This window comes from Arthrobacter sp. zg-Y1110 (genome assembly GCF_025244865.1).
GTDB lineage: Bacteria > Actinomycetota > Actinomycetes > Actinomycetales > Micrococcaceae > Arthrobacter_B.
Genome location: NZ_CP104272.1, coordinates 2,939,021 through 2,950,049 on the forward strand (window position 1 = coordinate 2,939,021; position 11,029 = coordinate 2,950,049).

Below are 11,029 nucleotides of genomic sequence, written 5' to 3' on the forward strand. Positions count from 1 at the left end.
CAAAATAGCCCCAATACGTCGGATTTCCGCGCTCAGGCCGGGTTTTGCGTAGACTCGGACCATGCCCCGAGCCACTGTAGTCCGAGCCACCGGAACCACAGACGCCGCGGGCAAACCTGGCGAAGCCGCCTTTTTCGACGTCGACAATACGCTCATGCGCGGTGCCAGCCTGTTCCACGTGGGCCGGAAAATGTACCAGCGGAAAGTCTTCACGATCCGTGAAGCAGCCGGGTTCGCGAGCAAGCAGCTGAGGTTCATGCTCCAGGGTGAAAACCTCAAGGACGTCCACTCTGTCCGCGACGCCGCCTTGGCCTTCGCCGTTGGTCTCTCTTCGGAGGATGTGCGCACGCTGGGCGAAGAGGTCTACGACGAAATGATTGTCTCCAAGATCTGGCCCGGCACCCGGGCCCTGACCCAGCAGCATATGAAGTCCGGCCGGCCGGTTTGGCTGGTCACCGGAACGCCCATCGAAGTTGCTTCGGTCATCGCCAGCCGGCTCGACCTCACCGGTGCCCTCGGCACTGTCAGCGAGGTCACCGACGGCATGTACACCGGACGCCTGGTGGGTGAGTTCCTGCATGGGCCAGCCAAGGCTGCCGGTGTCCGGGCGCTGGCCGAGAAGGAAGGCCTGGATCTGCAAAGCTGCTGGGCGTACAGCGATTCCTACAACGACGTTCCGCTGCTGAGCCTGGTGGGGCATCCGGTGGCGATCAATCCGGACGCACGCCTGCGCCGTCATGCCCGTGAGCGCAACTGGCCCGTGTACGACTTCCGGTCAGGCCGGAGGGCAGCAACGCTGGGCCTGAAGTCGGCGACCGTTGCCGGGGCGACGTACGGACTGTGGCGGGGGTTCTCCTGGGTGCGGGCCCGCTGACAGCCCAGCAGAGCTGACCGCCCGGCGGCTGCTTAAAAACCGGAGCCCGCCTATCCCTAGGGACTGGCGGGCTCTGCCGTAGCGGACCCAGCACTGCATGTGCAGCGGGGGCCAGCTGACAACGGTCGCTAAGAAGGACCTACTTCTTATTGCGACGCTGGTGGCGGGTCTTGCGAAGCAGCTTGCGGTGCTTCTTCTTGGCCATACGCTTGCGGCGCTTCTTGATTACTGAACCCACAGAGTCCTCACAAACTTATTAGGAGTCACCGGTTCCCCTCCCCTGTTGCCGTGGGCACAGGAGCTGGTTGCCGGTAGTTACTGGCTTTCGGTTAAAACGTTCCTTAACAGGGTACAGCTTCGGGGCTGTGGAATTTGCCAGCCCGGAACAGCAGCCGGGAACGGCGCGTCCCGGCGCTGTTCAGTGAAGCGGTGTACCCGAGGCAGGGCTTAGGCAGTGTCTGTACGCCGGTCAATAACGGCGTCGCGGAGCACCTTCTGGACGGCCGATTCAGGCACACGGTAGGACCGGCCGAAACGGACGGCCGGCAGCTCGCCGGAATGGACCAGCCGGTACACAGTCATCTTGGAGACCCGCATGACATCGGCAACTTCCGATACCGTCAGAAACCGCACATCCGAGAAGTTTCCCTCGTCTGCCATTTAGTCCCGTTCCTTTGCTCATTGCCGCCGCTCCCGACAGCAAGCCATGTGGGAGCACCTGTGGCTGAAGGATATCGCGTCACCGGCCTGTTGCGACGTGCGTCACTGATGGCCCCGTATGGTCCCTACTGTAGTGGCAGGAGTAACCATAGTGGAAGTTCTTTCCGCAGCCACGGGGCCCGGGCCGTGCAAGCCGGCCTAGATCACGCCCTGGGCCAGCATCGCATCGGCTACCTTCACGAAGCCGCTGATGTTGGCACCCACTACGTAGTCGCCGGGCGAACCGTATTCCTCTGCGGTCCGGGCGCACCGTTCGTGGATGTTGACCATGATTTCGCTGAGCCGGCGTTCCGTATGCTCGAAGGACCAGGAGTCCCGGCTCGCGTTCTGCTGCATCTCCAGCGCGGAGGTGGCGACGCCGCCCGCGTTGGCCGCCTTACCCGGGCCGAACAGTACCCCGGCGGCTTGGAATGCGGTGATGGCGGCCGGAGTGCACGGCATGTTCGCGCCCTCGGCCACGGCCCGGACTCCGGACTTGATCAATGCCAGCGCGTCTGCTTCGTCCAGTTCGTTCTGGGTGGCGCAGGGCAGGGCGACGCCGGCTCCCGCGTTCCAGATGGAACCCTCCGTCACGTAGCTCACGGAGTGTCCGCGGCGCTCGGCATATTCCGAGATCCGGCCCCGCTCCGTTTCCTTGATCTGCCGCAGCAACGGAACGTCAATGCCCTTTTCGTCAACTATGTAGCCCGCGGAATCAGAGCAGGCCACCACCGTGGCGCCGAGCATCTGGGCCTTGTCTATGGCGTTGATGGCGACATTGCCGGACCCGGAGACGATCACCCGCTGCCCGTCCAGGCTCATGCCCTTGGTCTTGAGCATCTCCTCGACAAACATCACCGCGCCGTAGCCGGTGGCCTCGGGACGGACCAGGGATCCGCCCCAGCTCACGCCCTTTCCGGTGAGGACGCCCGATTCGTAGCGGTTCGTGATGCGTTTGTACTGTCCGAAGAGGTAACCGATCTCGCGGCCGCCGACGCCGATGTCACCGGCCGGAACGTCCGTGTACTCGCCGATGTGCCGGTACAGCTCGGTCATGAAGGACTGGCAGAAGCGCATTACTTCAGCGTCGGACTTTCCCCGCGGGTCGAAGTCCGAGCCGCCCTTGCCGCCGCCGATCGGCATGCCGGTGAGTGCGTTCTTGAAGATCTGTTCGAAACCGAGGAACTTGATGATGCCCAGGTACACGGAGGGGTGGAACCGGAGCCCGCCCTTGTACGGGCCGAGGGCAGAGTTGAATTCCACCCGGAAGCCCCGGTTGATCTGTACCTGGCCCTTGTCATCCACCCAGGGCACCCGGAAGATGATCTGCCGTTCGGGTTCGCAGATCCGCTGCAGGATCGCGGCCTCGGCAAATTCGGGATGCTTGCGCAGCACGGGGGCGAGGGAGTCGAAGACTTCCACGACGGCTTGGTGAAACTCGGTTTCCCCGGGATTGCGACGGAAGACGTCGTCGCGTACGCGTGTCAGTACACGTTCCATTTGCTGCTCCTTAGAGGTTGGATTCCCCGGTTAGGACTACGCTAGCCCCGCGGATGCCGGGGATGCGATGCAAGGCGGGCCAAAGTGCCTGCGGGCCGCGTCCCTAGGGCCGGCGGCGGCGGAATTTCGGGAACTGGCCGAACAGGTCGGCGGCCCGCTCTGCGGCCCGTCCCACGGTGCGGCCGAGGTTCTGCACGCCGGCGTCCACCGGCAGCGGGCGGGTCTCCGCGGCGCCGGGCACCAGCGCACCGGCCGCCGCGGCAGCCGCGGTGGCGGGTTGGTGGCTTGCCGAAACGGATGCCAGGCGGGACTCCGTCAGCGACGCGAGGTCAAAGGCCCGCAGCCACAGGACCAGTTCCTCGAGCGGGGCAGTTTCCAGCGAGTAGTACCGGCGCTGGCCTTCGGCCCGCATGGAGACGAGTCCGGCTTCGCGCAGCACTTTCAGGTGCTTGGAGACCGTGGGCTGGCTGACCTCGAGTTCCTCCACCAGTGTCCCTACGGACTTGTCGCCGGTACGCAGGGCGCCCAGGATTTCACGCCGCGTACCTTCCGCGATTACTGCAAACACATCGTCAAAGACCATGGCATTTACCCTAGCGGATATGGGACCGGGAGCATCCCGGAGGACCACCGTATGCTCGCTGCGGCCGGTGCCTCGTTGCACTGCAGGAGCCGCGGGTTGAACCAGCGGTTCTGCTGGTTTACCGTACGCCGACCGCGTTGTTGATCATGTCCACCAGCTGGTTCGGGTCATCAACCGTGATCACGAGACGGTCAAATTTTTCCGCGGGGTCCAGTGCGATGACGACGGCGCGGTCATATCCGGAAATATTCCAGAACTGCTTCCGCCCGCCCGCGTGGAAGGTGCCGGACAGCTTGCCCGGCAGGCCCAGGCCGGGACCCCGCCAGTTTATCCGTACCCTCAGCCGGGAGCATCCCGGAGGAACCGCCTAGTCGAACCACGGATCCAGCCCGTGCAGCGGGAACAATTCCTTGCGGGTCGCCATCACGGTCCGGTCGATCTCGTCATTCGGGTCGTAGCCCACTTCCCAGGAACGCCACCAGATATCCGCCCCGTCTCCCAGCGTCTCGCCGGACTTCACGCCGTGCTTTTCCAGCACGTACTCGCGCCAGGCCGGGGGCAGCGGGGTGGCGGGACGCACCCGCCCGTTGGCAGCCACTGACATCAGCAACGCCCAGGACCGCGGCACCACGGAGGCGACGTTGTAGCCGCCTCCGCCGGTGGCGATCCAGCGGCCTTCGCACAGGCGGCCGGCCAGGTCGCTGATGGTCAGGGCAGCCTGCCGCTGGGCCTCCACGCTGACCCGGAGGCTGGTCATGGGATCATCCGTGTGGCTGTCACAGCCGTGCTGGCTGACAATTACTTCCGGAGCAAAGGCCTCAGTCAGCTGGGGTACCACTGCGTGGAACGCCCGCAGCCAGCCGGCGTCGGTGGTGCGTGCCGGTACGGCGATGTTGACCGCGGTTCCTTCGGCTGCCTTGCCACCGGTTTCGTTGGCGAAACCCGTCCCCGGAAACAGGGTCAGGCCGCTTTCATGCAGCGAGATGGTCATAACGCGGGGATCGTCCCAGAAAATGTTCTGCGTGCCGTCGCCGTGGTGGGCGTCGACGTCGATGTACACCACCCGCTGCACACCCTTGGCAAGGAGCCGCGCGACGGCGGCCGCGGCGTCGTTATAGACGCAGAATCCGGACGCTTTTTCATAGCCGGCATGATGCATGCCGCCGGCGAAGTTGACCGCGTGTGTCGCCTCGCCGGACAGGATGGCGTCCGCAGCGGCCAGGGAACCGCCGACCAACCGGGCGCTGGCTTCGTGCATGCCGGCGAAGACCGGCGTGTCCTCGGTACCCAGCCCCAGCAGGGTGTTGCAGTTCGCGGGGTCGGCTCCGGCGGCCTGCACGGCGCTGATGTAGTCGAAGCCATGGACGGTCAGCAGGTCGGCTGCCGAGGCGACATACGGCTCGGTCATGGAGACCCCTTCGAGGTCGAAAAGTCCCAATTCACGGGCCAGCCGGGCCGTCAGGTCCAGGCGCGCCGGGCTCATCGGATGGCCTGCGCCGAAGTCGTAAGCCAGCATGGATTCATCCCAGACAATGCACGTCGGCATAATGGGAAGGCTTAGCCCGGAACTGATCATGCAGACAGGCTACGTGATGCGGGCGCTACTCTGATATTGGTGTCCGCGCCCATCTGCCGGATAAGTGCTACTACTGTGCGGAACCACCGCGGAAAAGAACTGGACCACCCATGGCAATCCCACGGCAATCCCTGCTGGAGAAAGAGCAGCACAGCGGTCCCGCCATCGTTGCCGGGATCCGCGAGTTTGTGGGCGGGCTGGTCACCGGCCGGCCGGCGCGGCTGGCGCTTATCGTGTTCAGCCTGGTCATCCTGCTCTTTACCGCCCTGCTGAGCCTGCCTGCCGCTTCCAGCAGCGGGGAATCCGCCCCGCTGCACGATGCCTTCTTTACCGCTGTATCGGCCGTCTGCGTCACCGGCCTCACCGTGGTCTCCACCGCCACCTACTGGTCCGCCTTCGGACAGGTGCTGATCCTGATCGCGATCCAGGTGGGCGGTCTGGGCATCCTGACCCTGGCCTCGCTGCTGGCACTGGCCGTGAACAAGCGGCTCGGCGTCCGCGGCAAGCTCATGGCCCAGGAAGGTATGAACACGGGCCGGCTCGGCGAAGTGGGCCACCTGCTGCGCATCGTCTTCAGCACCGCCGTCGTAATTGAACTGGCCCTTGCCCTGATCATGGCGCCGCGGTTCATGATCCTGGGTGAGTCCCCCGGCCAGGCAATCTGGCATGCGGTCTTCTATTCCATTTCCGCGTTCAACAACGCCGGTTTCACGCCGCACTCCGACGGTTTGGTGCCGTACGAAGAAGACCTGTGGATCCTGATTCCGCTGATGCTCGGTGTATTTATCGGCTCGCTGGGCTTTCCGGTCATCATGGTCCTGCTGCAGACCCGTGCGCGGGTCAGCAAATGGAACCTGCACACCAAGCTGACCGTGCTGGTGTCCTCCATCCTGCTGGTGGCCGGCGCGATAATCTGGGGCGCCTTCGAGTGGTTCAACAGCCGCACCATCGGCGACCTGTCCCTGGGGGACAAGATCATCCACTCGATCTTCGCCTCGGTGATGACCCGATCCGGCGGCTTCAACCTGGTCTCCATGACGGACCTGGATTCCAGCACCCTGCTCATAACCGACATGCTGATGTTCGCCGGCGGCGGTTCCGCCTCCACGGCAGGCGGCATCAAGGTCACCACCATCGCCGTCCTGTTCCTGGCCGTGGTGGCCGAGGCCCGGGGCGACTCCGACGTCCGGGCCTTTGGCCGCACCATCCCGCAGGGCGCCATGCGGGTGGCAATCTCGGTGACCATCCTCGGCGCCACCCTGGTGGCGGTGGCCACGTCGGCATTGCTGGTCATCACCAATGAATCCCTGGAGCCGGTCCTCTTCGAGGTTATTTCCGCCTTCGCCACGGTGGGGCTGAGCACCGGCCTCAGCGAAGCCCTGCCGCCGTCCGGAAAGTACGTCCTGTCGATGCTTATGTTCGCCGGACGCGTCGGCACCATCACCCTTGCCGCGGCACTTGCCGTGCGCCACCGCAGCACCCTCTACCACTACCCCGAAGAAAGGCCGATCATTGGCTGACAGACCTCCCCACAATGCACCGGTCCTGGTCATCGGACTCGGCCGATTCGGTGCCGCCACCGCCGAGCAGCTTGTCCGGCAGGGCCGCGAGGTGTTGGCCGTGGAACGCGATCCGGCGCTCGTCCAGAAGGCTTCCGGCCTGCTGACGCACGTGGTCCAGGCCGACGCGACCAACATCGAGGCACTCAAGCAGCTGGGCGCCGAGGACTTCTCCGCCGCCGTCGTGGGCGTGGGCACCTCGATCGAGTCCAGCGTGCTGATCACCGTGAACCTGGTGGACCTGGGCATTGAGCACCTGTGGGTCAAGGCCATCACGCCGGCGCACGGCAAGATCCTTACCCGCATCGGGGCGAACCACGTGATCTACCCGGAGGCCGACGCCGGACGGCGGGCCGCGCACCTGGTCGGGGGCCGCATGCTGGACTTCATCGAGTTCGATGACGGTTTCGCAATCGTGAAGATGTACCCGCCGAAGGAGACGCAGGGCTTCACCCTGGGCGAGTCCAATGTGCGGGCGAAGTACGGCGTCACCGTGGTCGGCGTGAAATCCCCCGGTGAGGACTTCACCTACGCGCAGCCCGATACCAAGGTCTCCAGCCGCGACACCCTGATCGTGTCCGGGCACGTGGATCTGCTGGAACGGTTTGCGGCCCGGCCGTAGGTCGGTTTTCCTGTTGCCTGCCGGGCCGCCTTCAGGGGAGGCTCCGGCGGCGGGGCACCTGCGGGTCGCCTCCAGGCATGGCTCCGGCGGCGGGCACCTGCGGGTCGGCTTCAGGCATGGCTCCGGCGGCAGGGCACCTGCGGGTCGCCTCCAGGCATGTCTCCGGCGGCAACGAAATTCCTCGCTCGCAGAGCTCGCTTGGAATATTAAAGCCGCCTCCGCCACGCCTTACGGCGGTTAGCACCTGCACGAGCGTCGCCTGCAGAGCAAGTCAGAGCTACGGGGTCAGTTGGTTCGTAGCTTCCGATGCCCGGGCCGCTGTGCACGGGCACCGGACTCGCTGATGCGTGCAATCACCCGAGGCATAGGCGCCAGCAGGAATCAGAGCAGCCCGCACAGCCGACAGCGCCGGTGATGCCTGTCGACCGAACGCAAAACCCTGCGGTTTGTGTAAAGACCCTGCGGTTTGTGCACTTCCCTCCGCCGCGCGGCGCAGGGATTGCCACAAACCGCAGGGAACCCGACAAACCGAAGGGATCCTGGGCGCAGTGCTGGCCTTGCAGCGTCACCCGTCCGCCCGAAGGGATCCTGACAGAGGCGGCAGCGGCACCCGTCCGCCCGAAGGGATCCTGACAGAGGCGGCAGCGGCACCCGTCCGGCCGCAGGGCCTGGCCGAGGCGGCAGCGGCACCCGTCCGGCCGAAGGGCCTGGCGGAGGCGGCTTTAATATTCCGAGCGAGCTCTGCGAGCGTAGGAATTTCGTTGCCGCCGGAGCCAGGCCCGAAGGCCGGCCCAGCCACCCAGCCGGCCCAGCCAGCAGACCTAAGCAGTCAGCTGCTTCGTGATCTCTTCGGCCCGAGCCGCTGCCGCACGGGCGCCGGCCTCGATCACGCCGGGCAGGTTCATCTCGTCGAAGGTCCGGATGGCCGCTTCCGTGGTGCCCTTGGGGCTGGTGACGGCTCGGCGCAGGGCCGGAGCATCGGCGTCGGGCTCGGCCAGCATGTATCCGGCACCGGCCACAGTTTCGCGGGCCAGCAGGGCCGAGAGGTCCGGGTCCAGACCGAGCTCGACGCCGGCCCGGGCCATGGCCTCGGCCAGGTAGAACGCGTAGGCGGGGCCGGAACCGCTGACGGCGGAAACGGCGTCGACTTGTTCTTCGGGCACCTCCACCACGGTGCCGGTGGCGGACAGCACGCGGCGGGCCAGGTCCATCGCGTCCGGACCGGCGGAACTGCCTGCGGAGATGGACGTGACGCCGCGGCCGAGGCGGGACGGGGTGTTGGGCATCGCACGGATAACGGACTGGCCTTCCGGCAGCAGCGACTCCATCAGGGCCAGCGGCACCGCGGCAGCCACGCTCAGGACGACGGCGCCGCGGGGCAGGTCCGCAGCGATTTCGCGCAGCAGGTCAGCCACGCCTACGGGCTTGACGCCCACAATGACGAGGTCGGCTCCGGCGACCGCTTTCCGGTTCGCGTCCGGATCCTCGCTGCCCGCAAGGACGGTGATGCCGTGGGCCGTGCGAAGCTCTTCGGCCCGTTCGGCCCGCCGGACGGTGGCGGTTACCTGCTCGGCGGCAAGGCCCCCGGCGAGGATTCCGCCGAGGATGGCTTCGTTCATCGAGCCGCAGCCAAGGAATGTCAGTCGGGGATTCTGTGCGCTTTCCATGACTTCGATTCTGTCATGCCGCGAATATGCCGCTTCTACGCCGGTTGCGGACCGCCGACGGCGGCCGGCTATCCGGCGTCGTGCCCGGCCAGGACTGTTTTGGGCCGGAGGTGCTCCCGCGCGAATTCCAGGGTCTGCTTCAACTGTTCCTCGCGCTCCCCCGCTCCCCGCGCCTTTCGGGTGCTGACTTCCACGGCCACCACGCCGTCGAACCCGCCGTCGGCCAGGTAGGACAACGCCTCGGCGCACCGTTGCGTACCCTCACCGGGCAGCAGATGCTCATCCTTGCCGTTGGGAGTTCCGTCCGTGAGGTGGACGTGCCGGAGCCGATCCCCGAGTTTACGGATCTGCTCAAAGGAGTCCATACCGGCGATGGCAGCGTGGGAAAAGTCCCAGGTGACGTTTTCATACGGCTCGGGGATCGGGTTCCAATGCGGCAGGTAGGCTTTTGCCTCACGCCCCCGGACCCGCCATGGATACATGTTCTCCACGGCGATGGTGACGCCGTATTGTTCGGCGATGTCCTTCACGCCTTCGGCGAAGTTCTCCGCATAACCCGTCTGCCACCGGAACGGCGGGTGCGCCACCACTGTGGAAGCACCTACTTCCGCGGCCATCGCCGCGGACAGTTCGATCTTTGTCCAAGCCGCACCCCAGACCTGCTGCGTCAGGAGCAGGGTGGGAGCGTGGATGGCCAGGATCGGCTGCTGGTACTGCTCGCTCAGCTCCCTAAGGGAGTCCGGGTCCTGACTGACCTGGCTGTTGGTGACCATGATTTCCACACCGTCATAGCCCAGGTCATGAGCCACCGCGAAGGTGTCATGTACGGACAGCGGGTACACGGATGCACTGGACAGCGCCACCGGAATAGCGGCGCGTCCGGGCAGCGGGAGAGACGTCGGCATGTCAGCTTGGCTTTCCATTGGACGAAGGACCCGCCCCTGCAGCCACGAGGAATTCCTCCCCTTCGGCGGGGCCGCGCGGCAGGTCGCCGGTTGTTTCAAAGCGAAGCGTGTCGAATCGGCGCAGGATCAAACCCTCGCGCAGGGCCCAGGGGCAGATCTTCAGGGACTGCACATCGAAGGCTTCCATGGCAGCCTGCGCCACCAGCGCTCCGGCAAGCATCTGCGGTGCGCGCAGCGCGGACACCCCGTCCAGTCCGGCACGGTCCCGGGCACTCAGGGCCCCCAACCGCTTGGTCCAGAGGGACAGGTCCTCCAACGTGAGCACGCGGGGCACAAACGGTCCGGCGGCCGACGGCGCGGCGCCGGCAATGCGCGCCAGCGACCGGAAGGTCTTGGACGTTCCGGCAACGAGGTCCGGTCGGCCGAAGGCGCTGAACTCCTCAGCCGCCTCCCCGACCATGCCGCGGATGTATTTGCGCAGCTTTTTGATGCTTTTGGGCGAGGGCGGATCCTCGGGAAGCCAGTCCCGGGTCAGCCGACCGGCACCGAGCGGCAGGGACCGGGCGATTTCCGGAAGCTCGTCCTGGCCCAGTGCCATCTCGAAGGAACCTCCGCCGATATCCAGGTCCAGGATGGAACCGGCACCCCAGCCGTACCAACGGCGGACGGCGAGGAAAGTCATCGCCGCTTCGTCTCCGCCGGAGAGTTCCTCCAGGTGCACCGGAGTCTCCCGGTGCACCCGGGCCAGGACCTCGGCGCCGTTGGCCGATTCCCGGATGGCCGAGGTGGAGAAGGCCAGCAGGTCCTGCGCACCGTGCCGGCGGGCGAAGTTCCAGGCCTCGTTGACGAACCCGATCAGTTCGTCCTGCCCGGCCTCGCTTATCGCGCCGTCGGCGTCCAGATAGGACACCAGCTGCAGCGGGCGCTTGTGCGAGGCGAAGGAGACGGGACGCGCACCGGGATGGGCGTCCACCAGCAGGAGGTGGACGGTGTTGGACCCGATGTCGAGAACGCCTAGGCGCATGATTCCATTATCGCTCTACC

At 65.9% G+C, this 11,029-nt stretch carries 11 protein-coding genes; 3 read left to right on the forward strand and 8 right to left on the reverse strand.

From position 1 onward, the window contains the following. Positions 1-61: 61 nt before the first annotated feature. Complete coding sequence (locus N2K99_RS13740) at positions 62-874, forward strand: HAD family phosphatase (RefSeq protein WP_227919075.1); 813 nt, start codon at positions 62-64, stop codon at positions 872-874. A 139-nt stretch (positions 875-1,013) separates the two neighbouring features. On the opposite strand, the gene N2K99_RS13745 is transcribed toward N2K99_RS13740, so the two are convergent. The 5 genes from N2K99_RS13745 to N2K99_RS13765 all read right to left on the reverse strand — a co-directional run bounded on the left by N2K99_RS13745 (position 1,014) and on the right by N2K99_RS13765 (position 5,232). Beyond that, positions 1,014-1,112, reverse strand: coding sequence for a 30S ribosomal protein bS22 (locus N2K99_RS13745; protein ID WP_003792170.1), 99 nt, complete (start codon positions 1,110-1,112; stop codon positions 1,014-1,016). 209 nt (positions 1,113-1,321) lie between these two features. Further along, positions 1,322-1,534 carry a helix-turn-helix domain-containing protein gene (locus N2K99_RS13750; RefSeq protein WP_227919077.1) on the reverse strand — a complete coding sequence of 71 codons (213 nt, stop codon included), beginning with the start codon at positions 1,532-1,534 and terminating at the stop codon, positions 1,322-1,324. Positions 1,535-1,732: 198 nt separating this feature from the next. Continuing rightward, positions 1,733-3,073, reverse strand: a complete 1,341-nt coding sequence (gene gdhA, locus N2K99_RS13755; protein WP_227919079.1) for an NADP-specific glutamate dehydrogenase — start codon at positions 3,071-3,073, stop codon at positions 1,733-1,735. A 103-nt stretch (positions 3,074-3,176) separates the two neighbouring features. Next, positions 3,177-3,656, reverse strand: coding sequence for a helix-turn-helix transcriptional regulator (locus N2K99_RS13760; protein ID WP_227919081.1), 480 nt, complete (start codon positions 3,654-3,656; stop codon positions 3,177-3,179). A gap of 367 nt (positions 3,657-4,023) precedes the next feature. After that, complete coding sequence (locus N2K99_RS13765; RefSeq protein WP_227919082.1) at positions 4,024-5,232, reverse strand: acetoin utilization protein AcuC; 1,209 nt, start codon at positions 5,230-5,232, stop codon at positions 4,024-4,026. Between the two features lie 110 nt (positions 5,233-5,342). Between N2K99_RS13765 and N2K99_RS13770 the strand changes: the two genes are divergently transcribed. After that, positions 5,343-6,752 carry a TrkH family potassium uptake protein gene (locus tag N2K99_RS13770; protein ID WP_227932961.1) on the forward strand — a complete coding sequence of 470 codons (1,410 nt, stop codon included), beginning with the start codon at positions 5,343-5,345 and terminating at the stop codon, positions 6,750-6,752. Beyond that, positions 6,745-7,413, forward strand: coding sequence for a TrkA family potassium uptake protein (locus N2K99_RS13775; RefSeq protein WP_227919084.1), 669 nt, complete (start codon positions 6,745-6,747; stop codon positions 7,411-7,413). The genes N2K99_RS13770 and N2K99_RS13775 overlap by 8 nt, the downstream gene beginning before the upstream one ends. An 821-nt stretch (positions 7,414-8,234) precedes the next feature. Here the strand turns inward: N2K99_RS13775 and proC are convergent. The 3 genes from proC to N2K99_RS13790 form a co-directional block, all read right to left on the reverse strand. Then, on the reverse strand, positions 8,235-9,080 hold the full coding sequence (proC, locus tag N2K99_RS13780; protein WP_227919085.1) for a pyrroline-5-carboxylate reductase: 846 nt from the start codon (positions 9,078-9,080) through the stop codon (positions 8,235-8,237). A 68-nt stretch (positions 9,081-9,148) separates the two neighbouring features. Further along, complete coding sequence (locus N2K99_RS13785) at positions 9,149-9,985, reverse strand: sugar phosphate isomerase/epimerase (protein WP_227919087.1); 837 nt, start codon at positions 9,983-9,985, stop codon at positions 9,149-9,151. 1 nt (position 9,986) lies between these two features. Beyond that, complete coding sequence (locus tag N2K99_RS13790; protein ID WP_227919089.1) at positions 9,987-11,009, reverse strand: Ppx/GppA phosphatase family protein; 1,023 nt, start codon at positions 11,007-11,009, stop codon at positions 9,987-9,989. Positions 11,010-11,029 lie beyond the last annotated feature (20 nt).

What these genes read in the sequence shown, in the direction of transcription:
- N2K99_RS13770 (WP_227932961.1), top strand. Translation starts at nt 5,343, where the DNA reads ATGGCAATCCCACGGCAATCCCTGCTGGAGAAAGAGCAGCACAGCGGT.
- proC (WP_227919085.1), bottom strand. Translation starts at nt 9,080, where the DNA reads ATGGAAAGCGCACAGAATCCCCGACTGACATTCCTTGGCTGCGGCTCG.
- N2K99_RS13765 (WP_227919082.1), bottom strand. Translation starts at nt 5,232, where the DNA reads ATGATCAGTTCCGGGCTAAGCCTTCCCATTATGCCGACGTGCATTGTC.
- gdhA (WP_227919079.1), bottom strand. Translation starts at nt 3,073, where the DNA reads ATGGAACGTGTACTGACACGCGTACGCGACGACGTCTTCCGTCGCAAT.
- N2K99_RS13790 (WP_227919089.1), bottom strand. Translation starts at nt 11,009, where the DNA reads ATGCGCCTAGGCGTTCTCGACATCGGGTCCAACACCGTCCACCTCCTG.
- N2K99_RS13740 (WP_227919075.1), top strand. Translation starts at nt 62, where the DNA reads ATGCCCCGAGCCACTGTAGTCCGAGCCACCGGAACCACAGACGCCGCG.
- N2K99_RS13760 (WP_227919081.1), bottom strand. Translation starts at nt 3,656, where the DNA reads ATGGTCTTTGACGATGTGTTTGCAGTAATCGCGGAAGGTACGCGGCGT.
- N2K99_RS13750 (WP_227919077.1), bottom strand. Translation starts at nt 1,534, where the DNA reads ATGGCAGACGAGGGAAACTTCTCGGATGTGCGGTTTCTGACGGTATCG.
- N2K99_RS13785 (WP_227919087.1), bottom strand. Translation starts at nt 9,985, where the DNA reads ATGCCGACGTCTCTCCCGCTGCCCGGACGCGCCGCTATTCCGGTGGCG.